The sequence below is a fragment of the Pseudomonas sp. FW305-E2 genome (assembly GCF_058782925.1).
The window spans coordinates 18,173-34,874 of the sequence record NZ_JBYSYE010000049.1; the positions used below are offsets into that span (position 1 = coordinate 18,173).

16 protein-coding genes are annotated in these 16,702 nt (G+C 62.9%); 12 read left to right on the top strand and 4 right to left on the bottom strand.

Annotated features, from left to right (window positions below):
- Nucleotides 1-16 precede the first annotated feature (16 nt).
- From AC3WLP_RS24485 to AC3WLP_RS24495, 3 genes are all read left to right on the top strand, one after another.
- Nucleotides 17-682 (top strand): fumarylacetoacetate hydrolase family protein, encoded by a 666-nt coding sequence (locus AC3WLP_RS24485; RefSeq protein ID WP_003248999.1) that lies wholly within the window; start codon nt 17-19, stop codon nt 680-682.
- A 161-nt stretch (nt 683-843) separates the two neighbouring features.
- Nucleotides 844-1,764 (top strand): SdiA-regulated domain-containing protein, encoded by a 921-nt coding sequence (locus AC3WLP_RS24490; RefSeq protein WP_088512589.1) that lies wholly within the window; start codon nt 844-846, stop codon nt 1,762-1,764.
- Between the two features lie 90 nt (nt 1,765-1,854).
- The gene (locus AC3WLP_RS24495; RefSeq protein WP_014754759.1) at nt 1,855-2,757 is read left to right on the top strand and encodes an SdiA-regulated domain-containing protein; all 903 of its coding nucleotides are present in this window, start codon (nt 1,855-1,857) and stop codon (nt 2,755-2,757) included.
- Nucleotides 2,758-2,861: 104 nt separating this feature from the next.
- Here the strand turns inward: AC3WLP_RS24495 and rpiA are convergent, their stop codons facing one another.
- A complete protein-coding gene (gene rpiA, locus AC3WLP_RS24500) occupies nt 2,862-3,536 on the bottom strand; it encodes a ribose-5-phosphate isomerase RpiA (RefSeq protein WP_003249004.1) in 675 nt (224 codons plus the stop codon).
- Between the two features lie 133 nt (nt 3,537-3,669).
- Here rpiA and ilvA point away from each other — a divergent pair, with 133 nt between their 5' ends.
- On the top strand, nt 3,670-5,184 hold the full coding sequence (gene ilvA, locus AC3WLP_RS24505; protein ID WP_003249006.1) for a threonine ammonia-lyase, biosynthetic: 1,515 nt from the start codon (nt 3,670-3,672) through the stop codon (nt 5,182-5,184).
- Nucleotides 5,185-5,330: 146 nt separating this feature from the next.
- Entirely contained in the window at nt 5,331-5,756 is a 426-nt protein-coding gene (locus AC3WLP_RS24510; protein WP_012054018.1) for a DUF2269 domain-containing protein, read from the top strand.
- Between the two features lie 129 nt (nt 5,757-5,885).
- Here AC3WLP_RS24510 and AC3WLP_RS24515 read toward each other — a convergent pair whose 3' ends face one another.
- Nucleotides 5,886-6,542: a histidinol-phosphatase gene (locus tag AC3WLP_RS24515; protein WP_012054017.1), complete on the bottom strand. Its 657-nt coding sequence runs from the start codon at nt 6,540-6,542 to the stop codon at nt 5,886-5,888.
- Nucleotides 6,543-6,683: 141 nt separating this feature from the next.
- Here AC3WLP_RS24515 and AC3WLP_RS24520 point away from each other — a divergent pair, with 141 nt between their 5' ends.
- Both AC3WLP_RS24520 and ptsP read left to right on the top strand, forming a co-directional pair.
- Nucleotides 6,684-7,163, top strand: coding sequence for an RNA pyrophosphohydrolase (locus AC3WLP_RS24520; protein ID WP_003249017.1), 480 nt, complete (start codon nt 6,684-6,686; stop codon nt 7,161-7,163).
- 22 nt (nt 7,164-7,185) lie between these two features.
- Entirely contained in the window at nt 7,186-9,465 is a 2,280-nt protein-coding gene (ptsP, locus tag AC3WLP_RS24525; protein WP_088512588.1) for a phosphoenolpyruvate--protein phosphotransferase, read from the top strand.
- Nucleotides 9,466-9,752: 287 nt separating this feature from the next.
- Here the strand turns inward: ptsP and AC3WLP_RS24530 are convergent, their stop codons facing one another.
- On the bottom strand, nt 9,753-10,499 hold the full coding sequence (locus AC3WLP_RS24530; RefSeq protein WP_012054015.1) for an NRDE family protein: 747 nt from the start codon (nt 10,497-10,499) through the stop codon (nt 9,753-9,755).
- A 130-nt stretch (nt 10,500-10,629) separates the two neighbouring features.
- Between AC3WLP_RS24530 and AC3WLP_RS24535 the strand changes: the two genes are divergently transcribed.
- Genes AC3WLP_RS24535 through AC3WLP_RS24545 form a run of 3 tightly spaced genes read left to right on the top strand, consistent with a single transcriptional unit; the run spans nt 10,630 to nt 13,258 of the window.
- The gene (locus tag AC3WLP_RS24535; RefSeq protein WP_088512587.1) at nt 10,630-11,412 is read left to right on the top strand and encodes a sulfite exporter TauE/SafE family protein; all 783 of its coding nucleotides are present in this window, start codon (nt 10,630-10,632) and stop codon (nt 11,410-11,412) included.
- A gap of 16 nt (nt 11,413-11,428) precedes the next feature.
- Nucleotides 11,429-12,235, top strand: a complete 807-nt coding sequence (gene lgt / locus AC3WLP_RS24540) for a prolipoprotein diacylglyceryl transferase (protein ID WP_003249027.1) — start codon at nt 11,429-11,431, stop codon at nt 12,233-12,235.
- Between the two features lie 51 nt (nt 12,236-12,286).
- On the top strand, nt 12,287-13,258 hold the full coding sequence (locus AC3WLP_RS24545) for a thymidylate synthase (RefSeq protein ID WP_003249029.1): 972 nt from the start codon (nt 12,287-12,289) through the stop codon (nt 13,256-13,258).
- A gap of 118 nt (nt 13,259-13,376) precedes the next feature.
- On the opposite strand, the gene cadR is transcribed toward AC3WLP_RS24545, so the two are convergent.
- A complete protein-coding gene (gene cadR, locus AC3WLP_RS24550) occupies nt 13,377-13,820 on the bottom strand; it encodes a cadmium resistance transcriptional regulator CadR (RefSeq protein WP_003249034.1) in 444 nt (147 codons plus the stop codon).
- Nucleotides 13,821-13,903: 83 nt separating this feature from the next.
- Here cadR and AC3WLP_RS24555 point away from each other — a divergent pair, with 83 nt between their 5' ends.
- Together AC3WLP_RS24555 and AC3WLP_RS24560 are read left to right on the top strand one after the other, a co-directional pair.
- Complete coding sequence (locus tag AC3WLP_RS24555; RefSeq protein ID WP_017148011.1) at nt 13,904-16,156, top strand: heavy metal translocating P-type ATPase; 2,253 nt, start codon at nt 13,904-13,906, stop codon at nt 16,154-16,156.
- Between the two features lie 9 nt (nt 16,157-16,165).
- A partial coding sequence (locus AC3WLP_RS24560; protein ID WP_146039864.1) for a LysR substrate-binding domain-containing protein occupies nt 16,166-16,702 on the top strand: 537 nt, incomplete at its 3' end.

The window sequence follows — 16,702 nt, forward strand, 5'->3', positions numbered from 1 at the left end:
CCAGAAGGAGTCGGCCATGAGTTACCAGCACCAGTACGTAGACGGCACGCGCATTCACTTCCCGCTGGGCAAGGTGGTGTGCATCGGCCGTAACTATGCCGAGCACGCCAAGGAACTGGACAACCCGATCCCCACCGAGCCGCTGCTGTTCATCAAGCCAGGCAGCTGCGTGGTGCCGGCCGAAGGTGGCTTCAAGATCCCGGCCGAGCGTGGGTCGGTGCACTATGAAGTTGAAATTGCCGTGCTGCTGGGCAAGCCGCTGTCGACCCACCCGAGCGAGGAAGAGGTGCTGGACGCCATTTCCGGTTACGCACCGGCGCTGGACCTGACCCTGCGCGACGTGCAGGCCAAACTGAAGGAAAAGGGCCTGCCTTGGGAGCTGGCCAAGTGCTTTGACGGCGCTTGCGTGCTGCCACCGTTCGTTTCGGCCGCCAGCTTTGAGGACGTGACAGACATCCCGGTGCGCCTGACCGTGAACGGCGAAGTGCGCCAGGAGGGTAGCAGCGCGATGATGCTGAACCCGATCGTGCCGATGATCCAGTACATGGCAGCGCATTTCTCGCTACAGGCGGGGGATGTAATCCTCACCGGTACCCCGGCGGGTGTTGGGCCGTTCAATGTCGGTGACGAGTTGGTGCTGGAACTGCCGGGTGTGAGCCGCTTCGAAAGCCGGGTGCTTTAACTCGAAACCGCGTCGCCTTCTTCGCGGGTAAACCCGCTCCTACAGGGATTGCAGCACCTTGGGAGCGGGCATGTCCGCGAAGAGGCAGGCACTGTTTACCGATTTTTCACACCCAATCCGGATAATGCGCGTACCTACGCCCATTTCCCCAGGATCACCGCATGCCGTCTTCCTCCAGCGCCCCGGTAACCCCCAAGCGTCGTTTCTACCTGCGCTGGCCCTTCGGCCTGGCCGTGGCGGCGGTGATCGGCTATGGCGTGGCCGTGGCCATGCACTGGGATGACCGCGGTGCACTGTGGGTAAAAGAAGGCTTCGAAAGCACCGCCGAGCGCAGCGAAAGCGTGTGGCTGCCGGATTACCAGGTGGACATCGACGCCAAGCCGTTGCCAGGCATGGAGGATGACGAAGCCTCGGACGTTGCCTTCAACCCGCAAACCCGCACCCTGTTTGCGGTCATGGGCAAGAACCCGATCCTGGTCGAGCTGAGCCTGGAGGGCGATGTACTGCGCAAGATCCCGCTCAACGGCTGGAACAACCCCGAAGGCATCGCGGTGCTGGAAGACGGCAACCTGGCCATCACCGACGAGCGCCTGCATGACCTGACCGTGGTCAAGGTGAACGCGCAGACCACCGCGCTGAATCACGATGACTTCCCGAGCCATGACCTGGGCCCTTCGGCCAAGAGCAACAAGGGCTTCGAGGCCATCGCCTGGGACCCGCTGCGCCAGCGCCTGATCATTGGTGAGGAGCGCCCGCCCAAGCTGTACACCTGGAACACCGATGGCCGCAGCCCGCTCAAGGGTGAGAAGCAGCCGTTGCCTAGCGATGAGCTCGACTTGCGCAACCTGTCTGCGCTGGGTGTCGACCCGCGTACTGGCCACCTGCTGGTGCTTTCTGCCGACTCCAACATGCTGCTGGAGCTGGACGAGCAGGGCCAGCAAGTCAGCTTCATGACGCTGCTGGGCGGCTTCAACGGGCTTGAAGGCACCATTCCGCGGGCTGAAGGGGTGGCCATGGACGACAAGGGCACCTTGTACATGGTCAGCGAGCCGGCGCTTTTCTATCGATTCAAAAAGAACTGACAACATCATCAGAATTGCCTGACGCTTGCATTAAGCTTTGCTTCAGCCATTCATGATTAGATTCGCCACCCCTGTGTCGAGTCTGTCCCTATGCGTCGTTTTGTTCGCCTGTTTCTTGTTCTGGCTGCCCTTGGTCTGCTCCTGCTTGGCTGGGCAGGGCAGGAGTTTCGCCTGTTCGAGCGTGGCTGGTTCAATCTGAAGACCTGGTGGCAGCCTGTGGAGCGCAGCATTGGTCTGGATCGCTACCGGGTGGTGCTGGAGGCGCAGCCGATCGAAGGGCTGGATGATGACATTTCGGCGCTGACCTACGACCCCGACCGCAAAACCCTCTTCACGGTCACCAACGCCCGTTCGGAGCTGATCGAGCTGTCGCTGGATGGCCGTATCCTGCGGCGTGTGCCGCTGACTGGCTTCGGCGACCCGGAGGCTGTGGAGTACGTTGGGCCTAACAGCTATGTGATCACCGACGAGCGTCAGCAACGGCTGATTCGCGTACGGCTGGAAGACGACACGATGTTTCTCGATGCCGGTGATGCCGAACAGCTGACATTGGGTATTGGCCTCAATGGCAACAAAGGCTTCGAGGGCCTTGCCTACGATTCGGCGGGCAAGCGCCTGTTCGTGGCGAAGGAGCGTGACCCGATGCTGATCTATGAGGTGCATGGCTTCCCGCATGACAATCCGGAAAAGCCCTACGCCGTGCATGTGGTGCAGGACCGCAAGCGCGATTCACGGTTGTTTGTGCGGGATTTGTCGAGTTTGCAGTTCGATGAACGCAGCGGGCATTTGCTGGCATTGTCGGACGAGTCGCGGTTGGTGCTGGAGCTGGATGTACAGGGCCAGCCGCTGAGTACCTTGTCGTTGCGCAAGGGCTTCCAGGGGTTGCAGGCGACGGTGCCGCAGGCCGAGGGGATTGCGATGGACGAAGCGGGGACCATTTACCTGGTCAGTGAGCCCAACCTGTTCTATGTGTTCAAGCAGCCGACTGATTGATCGCCTATCAGGGCCTGTTCGCGGGTAAACCCGCTCCTACAGGGATCGCCACGGTTCCAGGCCGGTGGGGTACCTTGTAGGAGCGGGTTTACCCGCGAAGGGTTTTACTCGGCCTTGAGGCTCTTCACGCCCTCAGCGGTACCCAGCAGCAGCAGATCCGCCGGCCGCGCCGCGAACAGGCCGTTGGTGACCACGCCGACAATGGCGTTGATCTGTGCTTCCAGCTCCACCGGGTTGGTGATCTGCAGGTTGTACACATCCAGGATCACGTTGCCGTTGTCGGTGACCACGCCTTCACGGTACACCGGGTCACCACCCAGCTTCACCAGCTGACGTGCCACGTGGCTGCGGGCCATGGGGATTACTTCGACCGGCAGCGGGAAGGCCCCCAGTACCGGCACCAGCTTGCTGCCGTCGGCGATGCAGATGAAGGTCTTGGCCACGGCCGCGACGATCTTTTCGCGGGTCAGGGCTGCGCCGCCGCCCTTGATCAGGTGCAGGTGTGCGTCGCTCTCGTCAGCACCGTCCACGTAAAACTCAAGCTCGCTGACGCTGTTCAGTTCGTAGACCGGGATGCCATGGCCCTTCAGGCGCTGGGCAGTGGCTTCGGAGCTGGCGACTGCGCCGTCGAACGCGGTCTTGTGCTGAGCCAGGGCATCGATGAAGAAGTTGGCGGTCGAACCGGTACCGACGCCTACGACGCTCTTTTCATCCAGCTTGGGCAGAATGAAGTCGACAGCGGCCTGGGCGACGGCCTGTTTGAGTTGGTCCTGGGTCATGCGGGCTCCGGAAGGGGCAGGGCGGTTTCAAAGTTGCCTAGTATAACGGCTCGCACGGCTTTGCTGTGGTCGCCCGACGTAGCGCTGGGGTAGACTCCCAGCCCTCGTCCCGCGGCCCAGTGATGCTTTCCCGATGCTCGAACAGTACGTCAAGAAGATCCTCACCTCGCGCGTCTATGACGTTGCCGTCGAAACCCCGTTGCAGAGTGCCGGGCAGCTGAGCAAGCGCCTGGGCAACCAGATTCTGCTCAAGCGCGAAGACCTGCAGCCAGTATTCTCGTTCAAGATCCGCGGCGCCTATAACAAACTGGCCCAGCTGAGCCCGGAAGAACTGGCCCGTGGCGTGGTCACCGCCTCGGCCGGCAACCACGCCCAAGGCCTGGCCCTGGCCGCGCGCGAAATGGGCATCAAGGCCACCATCGTGATGCCCAAGACTACTCCGGAGATCAAGGTCGAAGGCGTGCGCTCGCGCGGTGGCAAGGTGGTGCTGCATGGCGATTCGTTCCCTGAAGCGCTGGCCTATTCGTTGAAACTGGTCGATGAAAAGGGCTTCGTCTACGTTCACCCTTACGACGATCCGCACACCATCGCCGGGCAGGGCACCGTCGCCATGGAAATCCTGCGCCAACACCCTGGCCAGCTGGATGCGATCTTCGTGCCGGTGGGCGGTGGCGGCCTGATCGCTGGCATTGCTGCCTACGTGAAGTACCTGCGCCCGGAAATCAAGGTAATCGGTGTCGAGCCGGACGATTCCAATTGCCTGCAGGCGGCCATGGCTGCCGGTGAGCGCGTGGTGCTGCCGCAGGTCGGGCTGTTCGCCGATGGCGTGGCGGTGGCGCAGATTGGCCAGCACACCTTCGATATTTGCCGCCACCATGTGGACGAGGTCGTCACTGTCAGTACCGATGAAATCTGTGCAGCAATCAAGGATATCTACGACGATACCCGCTCGATCACCGAGCCTGCTGGCGCGCTGGGTGTGGCGGGCATCAAGAAGTACGTCGAGCTATACGGCGTCAGCGGCCAGACCCTGGTGGCCATCGACTCCGGTGCCAACGTCAATTTCGATCGCCTGCGCCATGTGGCCGAGCGTGCCGAGCTGGGTGAGAAGCGCGAGGCGATCATCGCCGTGACCATCCCTGAGCGCCCGGGTAGCTTCAAGGCCTTCTGCGAGGCTATCGGCAAGCGTCAGATCACCGAGTTCAACTACCGCAAGCACACCTCTGACGAAGCGCATATCTTCGTTGGGGTGCAGACCCACCCGGAAAACGACCCCCGCGCAGCGCTGGTGCAGCAACTGACCGAGCAGGGCTTCCCGGTTACCGATCTGACCGACAACGAACTGGCCAAGCTGCATATTCGTCATATGGTCGGCGGCCACTCGGCCGGTGCCAGCGACGAAATGGTGCTGCGCTTCGAATTCCCCGAGCGGCCGGGGGCGCTGTTCAACTTCCTCAACAAGCTGGGCGGGCGCTGGAACATCTCGATGTTCCACTACCGCAACCATGGCGCGGCTGATGGGCGCGTGGTGGCGGGTCTGCAGGTGCCGGAGGACGAACGTCACCTGGTGCCGGCAGCGCTGGCCAAGATCGGTTACCCGTACTGGGACGAGACCGAAAACCCGGCCTACAAACTGTTCCTGGGCTGAGCGGCTAAGCTAGGGCTGATGGCCCGTTCGCGGGCTTGCCCGCTCCCACAGGTACGCGCAGGCCTCAAGGCCTGAGATACCTTGGCAGGAGCGGGTAAGCCCGCGAAGAAGCGACCGCAAAATGCCCGTTTAAGGACGACCGAGACATGGAACACCTGACCACGCTCAAGACCCTGCACATCATCGCCACCGCGCTGCTGCTTCTGGGCGCCCTGGGCCTGGCGATCTGGACCTGGCGCGCCCGCCGCCAGGGCGATGCCGAAGCCTACGCCAAGCTGCTACGCCGGCCGTTGGTGTTCGTCTGGCTGGTGATGGGCCTGTGCCTGGTGAGCATGCCGTTCACCGGCTGGTGGCTGGTACACCTGGTGGGCTGGCCACTGGGGCAGACCTGGGTGTTGGCATCCAGTGTCATCTATACATTTGGCGCGTTTGCCGTGTGGTGGCTGCTGGTGCGGCTGAACCGGCTGCGCAAGGCCGAGGTGGTAGGGTTGCGGTTTACCCTGGCGCTGGCGGTATTCAGTGGGGTTTGCTTCCTGTCCATTGCCGGGCTGATGGGGGCCAAGCCGGTCTGACAGCCTTGTGCTGATTGTGCCGGTCTATTCGCGGGTGAACCCGCTCCTACAGGTACAGCGCAGCCCTCAAGGCCTGTGGTGATTCCTGTGGGAGCGGGCGTGCCCGCGAAAAGACCGGCACGGAAAACCTCAATCCCGCAGCGAGATCACCGGCCACCCACGCTTATCCGCCTCGGCCCGCAGGTCCGGGGCCGGGTCCACTGCCACTGCATGCGTCACCCGCTGCAACAACGGCAGGTCATTCATCGAGTCGCTATAGAAGTAGCTGTCCTCAAGATCAAAGCCGTTCTCCAGCATCCAGCGTTCCAGCCGCGTCACTTTGCCTTCACGGAAACACGGTATATCGGTACTACGCCCGGTGTAGCGGCCGTCGCGCACCTCGCATTCGGTTGCCAGCAACACCCGCACCCCCAGGCGCCGGGCGATCGGTGCGGTGACGAAGCGGTTGGTAGCGGTGATGATCACCAGCTGGTCGCCCGCCTCGCGGTGCTGCTGCAGCAAGGCCAGGGCCTTGGGCAGGACGATGGGCTCGATGCAGTCGCGCATGAAGTCGCGGTGCCATTCGTCGAGCTGGGGCATGGGTGTTGCCGCCAGGATTTCCATTGAAAAGGCCAGGTAGGCCTGCAGGTCCAGGGTGCCATTGAGGTAATCCTGGTAGAAGCTGTCGTTGCGTTGCTTGTAGGCGACCGGGTCGAGAATGCCGCGCTCGCAAAGATAGTCACCCCAGGCATGGTCGCTGTCGCCACCGAGGAGGGTATTGTCCAGGTCGAATAAAGCCAGGCGCATCGCGGTCACTCGCATCAGCCACAGGGTAGGCCCGCAGAATACGGAGTTTTCACGCAGCTGCACATAAGCTTGGCGGGCGCGTTGCTGCGCTCGCAAGCTTTGTGGAACAATGCGTTGACATGCGTTTGCGAGGTTGCTGCCGTGATCGACCCGGATGGTTTTCGCCCCAATGTCGGGATCATTCTCACGAATGATGCCGGGCAGGTGCTATGGGCTCGACGGATCAACCAGGATGCCTGGCAATTCCCCCAGGGTGGTATCAACCCTGACGAGACGCCGGAAGACGCCCTGTACCGCGAGCTGAACGAAGAAGTTGGCCTTGAACGCGACGATGTAGAAATTCTTGCCTGCACCCGTGGCTGGTTGCGTTATCGTTTACCCCAGCGATTGGTACGTACCCACAGCCAGCCGCTGTGCATCGGCCAGAAGCAGAAGTGGTTCCTGCTGCGCCTGGTGAGCAACGAACAACGGGTGCGGATGGACCTGACCGGCAAGCCGGAGTTCGACGGCTGGCGCTGGGTGAGCTATTGGTATCCGCTGGGCCAGGTTGTGACATTCAAGCGCGAGGTGTACCGGCGCGCCCTGAAAGAGCTAGCACCGCGTCTGTTGACGCGCGACTGACGACGGAGTTCGACCCCGAGCCATGCTCAATACGCTGCGCAAGATCGTCCAGGAAGTAAACTCCGCCAAAGATCTCAAGTCGGCGTTGGGGATCATTGTCTTGCGCGTCAAGGAAGCCATGGGCAGCCAGGTCTGCTCGGTCTACCTGCTCGACCCGGAAACCAACCGCTTCGTGCTGATGGCGACCGAAGGCCTGAACAAGCGCTCCATCGGCAAGGTCAGCATGGCCCCCAACGAAGGCCTGGTTGGCCTGGTCGGTACCCGGGAAGAGCCGCTGAATCTGGAAAACGCCGCCGACCACCCGCGTTACCGCTACTTTGCCGAAACCGGCGAAGAGAAATTCGCCTCCTTCCTGGGTGCGCCGATCATCCACCACCGCCGTGTGGTCGGGGTACTGGTCATCCAGCAAAAGGAGCGCCGCCAGTTCGACGAGGGCGAGGAAGCCTTCCTGGTCACCATGAGCGCCCAGCTTGCCGGGGTTATCGCCCACGCCGAGGCTACCGGCTCGATCCGTGGCCTGGGCCGTCAGGGCAAAGGTATTCAGGAAGCGCGCTTCGTGGGTGTGCCGGGTTCGCCTGGTGCCGCGGTGGGGCGTGCGGTGGTGATGTTGCCGCCGGCCGACCTGGAAGTGGTCCCGGACAAGACCGTCGATGACATCGACGCCGAACTCAAGCTGTTCCAGAACGCCCTGGAAGGTGTGCGCGACGACATGCGCAAGCTGTCGGCCAAACTGGCCACCCAGCTGCGCCCGGAAGAGCGTGCGCTGTTCGACGTCTATCTGATGATGCTTGAAGACGCAGCCCTGGGCGGTGAGGTGACCGAGGTCATCAAGACCGGCCAGTGGGCCCAGGGCGCCCTGCGCCAGGTGGTTGGTGAGCACGTCAACCGCTTCGAGCTGATGGACGACGACTACCTGCGTGAGCGTGCCTCCGACGTCAAGGACCTGGGGCGCCGCCTTTTGGCCTACCTGCAGGAAGCGCGCTCGCAGTCGTTGGTGTATGCCGACAACACCATCCTGGTCAGTGAGGAACTGACACCGGCCATGCTCGGTGAAGTGCCGGAAGGCAAGCTGGTCGGCCTGGTCTCGGTACTCGGCTCGGGCAACTCCCACGTCGCCATCCTCGCGCGTGCCATGGGCATCCCCACGGTGATGGGCCTGGTCGACCTGCCATACTCCAAAGTCGACGGTATTGAACTGATCGTCGATGGCTACAAGGGCGAGGTGTTCACCAACCCCAGCGAAGTGCTGCGCAAGCAGTACAGCGAAGTGGTCGAGGAGGAACGCCAGCTGGCCCAAGGGCTGGATGCACTGCGCGAACTTCCGTGTATCACGCCCGACGGCCACCGCATGCCCCTGTGGGTCAACACTGGCCTGCTCGCTGACGTGGCCCGTGCCCAGCAGCGCGGCGCCGAAGGGGTAGGCCTGTACCGCACCGAAGTGCCGTTCATGATCAACCAGCGTTTCCCCAGTGAGAAAGAGCAGCTGGCCATCTACCGTGAGCAGCTGGCGGCCTTCCACCCACTGCCGGTAACCATGCGTACCCTCGACATCGGTGGTGACAAGGCACTGTCGTATTTCCCGATCAAGGAAGAAAACCCGTTCCTTGGCTGGCGCGGCATCCGCGTCACCCTCGACCACCCGGAAATCTTCCTGGTGCAGACCCGCGCCATGCTCAAGGCCAGCGAGGGCCTGAACAACCTGCGCATCCTGCTGCCGATGATTTCCGGCATTCACGAGCTGGAAGAGGCGCTGCACCTGATCCACCGTGCCTGGGGTGAAGTGCGTGACGAAGGTACCGATGTACCGATGCCGCCCGTGGGTGTGATGGTGGAAATCCCAGCGGCGGTGTACCAGACCAAGGAGCTGGCGCGGCAGGTGGACTTCCTGTCGGTAGGCTCCAACGACCTGACCCAGTACCTGTTGGCGGTGGACCGCAACAACCCGCGGGTCGCCGACCTGTACGATTACTTGCACCCGGCGGTACTGCAGGCGCTGAACACGGTGGTGCGCGACGCCCATGGCGAAGGCAAGCCGGTGAGCATCTGCGGCGAGATGGCCGGTGACCCGGCGGCAGCGGTCCTGTTGATGGCCATGGGCTTCGACAGCCTGTCGATGAACGCCACCAACCTGCCGAAGGTCAAGTGGATGCTGCGCCAGATCAATATGGGCAAGGCCAAGGAACTGCTGGCCGAGGCCTTGAGCCATGACAACCCGCAGGTTATCCACAGCTCGCTGCAGCTGGCCCTGAAGAACCTTGGGTTGGCGCGGATGATTGGGCCTGGGGCTAACAAAACCTTATGAGGGTGATGCGGCCTGTCCCGGCCTCTTTGGGGGTGAACCCGCTCCTACAACCGGCCTGCGCCTAAACCCTCGATGTGTGTCACCCGATTATTGTAGGAGCGGGTTTACCCGCGAATACGATGGCGGCGGCAACGGTGAACGGGTGGTGGAGATTGGCCAGCAGGTCCGGCCTCTTCGCGGGTAAACCCGCTCCTACAACGGCCTGCGTCCAACCCCAGATGTGTGTCCAAATCCGTGGTAGGAGCGGGTTTACCCACGAAGAGGCCCGAACAGACAACATCAGATGCTCAGGCCAACAACTCAATTTCCCCCAAATGCCCGCCAAAAGGCCCGAAACTGCGCTCAACCAGCCGCCTTTGCCCCTGATCATCCACAATCAGCACTGTGCTCGCCCGGGTCCCGTAATTCTGGCTGGCGATGAAGACGCTCGATAGCAACTTCTCGGTTGCCAACCCCACGCCTGTTTCGGGTAGGTCACCATCAGCCGCGGGCTCGTTATCCGCGAGCAAAGCCAGCAGCCTGTGCGGCTCCGGCGTGTCCAGCAGGTTTTCCAGCCCGTCACGTGCCTTCACCAGCTTCGGCCACGGTGTATCCAGCCCGGCGTTCGAAAGCCCGTAAACCCCAGCCTTCAGCAGGCGCGGCGTGGCCTCACGGGCATGCAGATAACCCAGTTGCTGCCCATCACCCACCAGCAGGTTGAACCCCGAGTACTGCCCGCTACGGCTGGTCACCTGGTCCAGGTAAGCCTCAACCCCTAGCTCGCCCTGCAGAAACGCCGCCACCAGCTCACCCCGCGAGCGGGGCCCCTGCGCCTGGCCCGGGTCGCGGATGTTGGTCAGCGCGGCAAAGCGCCCCTGTGGGCCTACGCCCAGCCAGGTACCGCCTGCCTCCAGGTCGCGCCCGGCATGCACCCCAGGTGCATCCTCCCAGGCCGCCAGGGGCTGAGTGGGGCGGGCATAGAATTCGTCGCGGTTGGCCGCCACGATCAGCGGCAGGGCGTGCCCCGGCCGCCAGGCAAATACGATCAGGCACATAGGTTGGGCCTCTGTGTTTTTTTGTCACTGTACCCACAGGAACGATGCGGATCCATCCTGACACAGAGTTCACTAGAGCCCCGAGCCCGGCTTCCGTTACCATGCCGGATTGATTTCTAGGGGATGCCGAATGGAATTCGTGCTCTATCTGTTGTTGGGCGCCTGTGCCGGTGTGCTGGCCGGGCTGTTCGGCGTGGGCGGCGGCATCATCATCGTGCCGGTGCTGGTGTTCAGCTTTACCCTGCAGGGTTTCGACGTTTCGGTGCTGACCCACCTGGCCGTTGGCACGTCACTGGCCACCATCGTCTTCACCTCGATCAACGCCGTGCGGGAGCACCACCGCAAGCGGGCGGTGCAATGGCCGATCTTCATCTGGATGACCATCGGCATCCTCCTGGGGGCCGGTGTCGGTGCCAAGACCGCTTCGCTGATCCAGGGCCCACTGCTGCAGAAGATCATCGGTGTGTTCGCCCTGGTCATCGCCGCGCAGATGGCCCTTGACCTCAAACCCAAGGCCAGCCGTGGCGTCCCCGGCAAACCTGGGCTGATCGGTGCAGGTGGCGTGATTGGCTGGGCCTCGGCCATTTTCGGCATTGGCGGTGGTTCGCTGACGGTGCCGTTCCTTACCTGGCGTAGCCTGCCCATGCAGCAGGCAGTGGCCACGTCATCGGCCTGTGGCCTGCCGATTGCTGTAGCCAGTGCCCTGAGCTTCATGCTGCTGGGTTGGCACGAGGAGCACCTGCCGCCCCACAGCCTGGGGTACGTGTACCTGCCGGCGCTGGTCGGCATTGCCGTGACCAGCATGTTCTTCGCCCGCTTCGGCGCGCGCCTGGCGCACAAGCTGTCGCCCCGTTTGTTGAAACGCCTGTTCGCAGCCCTGCTGTTCTGTGTTGGCCTCAGCTTTTTGATTTGAATCGAGAGGAAGTTCCATGCTGCCTTACCCGCAGATAGACCCCGTGGCCTTGGCCATCGGGCCGCTGAAAATCCATTGGTACGGCCTGATGTACCTGATCGGCATCGGCGGTGCCTGGCTGCTGGCCTCACGCCGGCTGAACCGCTTCGACCCCACCTGGAGCCGCGAGAAGCTGTCCGACCTGGTGTTCTGGCTGTCGATGGGGGTGATTGTCGGCGGGCGCCTGGGCTATGTGCTGTTCTACGACCTGCACGCCTACCTGGCCAACCCGACGCTGATCTTCGAGGTATGGAAAGGCGGTATGTCGTTCCACGGCGGCTTCATCGGCGTGATGCTGGCGGCCTTGTGGTTCGGCAAGCGCAACAACAAGTCGTTCTTCGAGCTGATGGACTTCGTCGCCCCGCTGGTGCCGATTGGCCTGGGTGCCGGGCGTATCGGCAACTTCATCAACGCCGAACTGTGGGGCAAACCCACCGACGTGCCATGGGCGATGATCTTCCCGCCGTTCAGCGACCCGGCCCAGTTGCCGCGCCACCCGTCGCAGCTGTACCAGTTCGCCCTTGAGGGCGTGGCGCTGTTCGTCATCCTGTGGCTGTTCTCGCGCAAGCCACGGCCGACCATGGCGGTGTCAGGCATGTTCGCGCTGTTCTACGGTATCTTCCGTTTCATCGTCGAATTCGTGCGGGTGCCGGATGCTCAGCTGGGTTACATCGCCTGGGGCTGGCTGACCATGGGTCAGATTCTCTGTGTGCCGATGATCCTGGCTGGCCTCGGTCTGATCTGGTGGGCTTATAATCGCAAGCCCACGGCGAAACCCGCCTGATTAATCCCACGGCAGGGGCGATCCCCCTGCCGTTTTTGCTACAGGTAAGCCATGAAACAGTATCTGGACCTGGTCCGCGACGTCATTGATAACGGCACGTTGCAGGGAAACCGCACCGGCATCCGCACCATCAGCCTGCCGGGCGCGATGCTGCGTTTCGACCTGCAGAAGGGCTTTCCGGCCATTACCACGCGCAAGCTGGCGTTCAAGTCGGCGATCGGTGAAATGGTCGGTTTCCTGCGTGGCGTGAAGAACGCCGGTGAGTTCCGCGAGCTGGGCTGCAAGGTCTGGGACCAGAACGCCAACGAAAACGCCCAGTGGCTGGCCAACCCGTTCCGTCAGGGCCATGACGACCTGGGCGAGATCTATGGCGTGCAATGGCGCCAGTGGCCGGGCTACAAGCGCATCCCGCTGAGCAACCCGGCGGCCATCGAAATGGCCGAGCAAGCCGGTTTCCGCCGCATTGCCCAGGACGAAGAGGACGGCGTCGCGTTCGTCATCCTGTACAAGGCGATCGACCAGGTGCGCCAGTGCCTGGACACCATCGCCAACGACCCGGGTAGCCGCCGCATCCTGTTCCACGGCTGGAACTGCGCGCAACTGGACGAAATGGCACTGCCACCGTGTCACTTGCTGTACCAGTTCCACCCGAATGTCGAGACCAGGGAAATTTCCCTGACCCTCTACATCCGCTCCAACGACCTGGGGCTGGGCACGCCGTTCAACCTCACCGAAGGCGCGGCGCTGCTGTCGCTGTTTGGCCGCCTGACCGGCTATACACCGCGCTGGTTCACCTACTTCATCGGCGATGCCCATGTGTATGAAAACCACCTGGACATGCTGAACGAGCAGCTCAAGCGCGAGCCGTTGGAAGCGCCGAAGCTGGTGATCAGCGACCGTGTGCCGTCGTTTGCCGAGACTGGTAAATACGAGCCGGAGTGGCTGGAGAAGATCGAACCGAGTGATTTCTGGCTGGAAGGCTATGAGCACCATGCGCCCATGACAGCGCCGATGGCGGTCTGATAGATCTCCATTGTGTGAACTGACCTCTTCGCGGGTGAACCCGCTCCCACAGGGTACTGCACAGGCCTAAGTCGTGCGCGGTCCCTGGGGGAACGGGTTCACCCGCGAAGCTTTTGGCTCAGTGCCCGTGACTCCGCCCCACATGCGAATGTTCGGTATCCGGCACCGATACCGCCCCGTTTGTCTCCAGTTGCTGCAAGATCGCGCATTCACTCCCCTGCGTGTTGCACCGCCGCCGCAGCTCCACCAGCTGCTCTTGCAATGCCACCAAGCCATCGATCCGCGCCTGAACATGCTCGATATGCTCGTCGATCAGCGCATTGACGCTGCCGCACGCGTCGTCGGGGCTGTCGCGCAGGCGTAGCAGGCTGCGAATTTCGTCCAGGGTCATGTCCAGCGTGCGGCAGTTGCGGATGAAGGTCAGCCGCTCCACATGGGCCTGGGTGTACAACCGGTAGTTGCCCTCGCTGCGCGCCGGCTCTGGCAGCAGGTTTTCACGCTCGTAGTAGCGGATGGTTTCCACCGCGCAGTCGGTGGCTTTGGCCAGTTCTCCGATCTTCATCACGAAATCTCCAGCAAGTGGCTTGACCCTATAGTGGCTACAGGGTGTTCACTTGGCAACAGGCTCAATTTAAGGATGACCCCATGAACCAGCCTGTCAGCCACGAACACAAGCATCCGCACGATCACGCTCATGGTGATGACGACCATGGCCATGCTGCCCACGGCCACAGCTGCTGCGGCGCCAAAACCGCGCCGCCGCTGGTGCAACTGAGCGAAACGGCCAGTGCCCAGGCACAACTCAGTCGTTTCCGCATCGAGGCCATGGACTGCCCCACCGAGCAGACCCTGATTCAGGACAAACTGAGCAAGCTGGCCGGTATCGAACAGCTGGAATTCAACCTGATCAACCGCGTGCTTGGCGTGCGCCATACCTTGGACGGCACCGCCGATATCGAGCGGGCTATCGACAGCCTGGGCATGAAGGCCGAGCCGATTGCCGCCCAGGACGACGGCAGCGCCAGCGTGCCACAACCGGCCAAGGCCCGCTGGTGGCCACTGGCATTGTCGGGCGTCGCCGCGATCGCCGCCGAAATCGTGCACTTTGCTGCACTGGCCCCTGAGTGGGTGGTAGCGGGACTGGCGCTTGCCGCGATCCTCGGTTGCGGCCTGGGTACCTACAAGAAGGGCTGGATTGCCCTGAAAAACCGTAACCTCAACATCAATGCGCTGATGAGTATTGCCGTGACGGGGGCCGTATTGATCGGCCAGTGGCCGGAAGCGGCTATGGTGATGGTGCTGTTCACCGTTGCCGAACTGATCGAAGCGCGCTCGCTGGACCGTGCGCGCAATGCCATCGGCGGGTTGATGCAGCTGACCCCGGACATGGCTACGGTGCAGCAGGCCGATGGCCAGTGGCGCGAGCTGGAAGTGCGTGAGGTGGCCATCGGCGCACTGGTGCGGGTGCGCCCCGGTGAGCGCATCGGCCTGGACGGTGAAGTGACCAGCGGGCAATCCAGCGTCGATCAGGCGCCGATTACCGGCGAAAGCCTGCCTGTGGAGAAGGGGGTGGGTGACAAGCTGTTCGCTGGCACCATCAACCAGGCGGGGGCGCTGGAGTTTCGCGTCACCGCCGCTGCCGGGCAGTCGACCCTGGCGCGGATCATCAAGGCTGTGGAGGAAGCGCAGGGCGCGCGGGCGCCTACCCAACGCTTCGTCGACCGTTTCTCGCGTATCTACACCCCGGTGGTATTCGCCATTGCCCTGGCCGTGGCGCTGTTGCCCCCGCTGTTCATGGCTGGCGCCTGGTTCGACTGGGTTTACCGCGCCTTGGTGCTGCTGGTGGTGGCCTGCCCCTGCGCGCTGGTGATCTCGACCCCGGTGACCATCGTCAGTGGCCTGGCCGCCGCTGCGCGCAAAGGCATCCTGATCAAGGGTGGCGTGTACCTGGAGGGTGGCCGCCACCTGGATTTCCTGGCCCTGGACAAGACCGGCACCATTACCCATGGCAAGCCGGTGCAGACTGACGCCAAGGTGCTGGCGCCGCTGTTCGAAGACCGTGCGCAAGCCTTGGCGGCCAGCCTGGGCGAGCGTTCGGACCACCCGGTGTCCCGCGCCATTGCCGAGTTCGGCAAGCAGCAAGGCCTGGCCTTGAGCGAGGTCAGTGACTTCGCCGCCCTGGCCGGGCGTGGCGTGCGTGGTGTCATCGCCGGTGAGGTCTACCACTTGGGCAACCACCGCCTGGTCGAGGAACTGGGGCTGTGTTCGCCAGCGCTGGAGGCCCAGCTTGATGCGCTGGAGCGCCAGGGCAAGACCGTGGTCCTGCTGCTCGACCGATCCGGCCCTCTGGCACTGTTCGCCGTGGCCGACACGGTCAAGGACAGCAGCCGTCAGGCGATCGCCGAATTGCATCAACTGGGTATCAAGACTGTCATGCTGACCGGTGACAATCCGCATACTGCGCAGGCCATTGCCGCCGTGGTGGGGATCGACCGCGCCGAGGGCAACCTGTTGCCGGCCGACAAGCTGAAAACCATTGAGGCGTTGTACGCCCAAGGCCATCGGGTAGGCATGGTCGGTGACGGCATCAACGACGCCCCGGCGCTGGCCCGCGCCGAAATCGGTTTTGCCATGGCTGCTGCCGGCACCGACACCGCCATCGAGACGGCTGATGTGGCGCTGATGGACGATGACTTGCGCAAAATCCCGGCCTTCGTCAGGCTGTCGCGCCAAAGTGCGGCGATCCTCATGCAGAACATCGTTCTGGCGTTGGGCATCAAGGCGATATTTCTGGCGATCACCTTTGCCGGCATGGCCACGATGTGGATGGCGGTGTTCGCTGATATGGGCGTGAGCTTGCTGGTGGTGTTCAACGGCTTGCGCCTTTTGCGCAAATAGAGGACGTGCATGCTGAGTTCCGAGCTGAAGGCCTTCTACATGGTGGCCCGTCTGGGCAGCATCACCCAGGCGGCGAAGAAGCTTGGCCTCAGCCAGCCCACGGTGACCACGCAGATCCGCAGCCTGGAAGGCCAGTATGCAGTGGAGTTGTTCTACCGCGGCGGGCGGCGCCTGGTGTTGAGCGAGGAGGGCTTACGCCTGCTGCCGATGGTCAAGGCGCTGCTGCAGCAGGAAGCCGACATCGAGTTCGAGCTGCGCAACAGTGGTCAGGCCCAGGGCAGCCTGCGCATTGCGGCCACTGCGCCTTACTACATTCTCGACCTGGTCAAGATCTATCGCGAACGCTTGCCGCAGGTTGAAGTGGCGGTGGAGATCGGCAACTCGCAGCAGGTGCTGGAAATGCTCGAGGATTACCGGGTGGATATTGCCGCGTCGTCGCAATGGGTGGAGGACGCGCGGTTGGTGCGGCGGATACTGGGCACTGACCCTTTGGTGGTGGCGGTGCACCGCAACCACCCTCTGGCCCAACGCCAGACGGTGTCGATC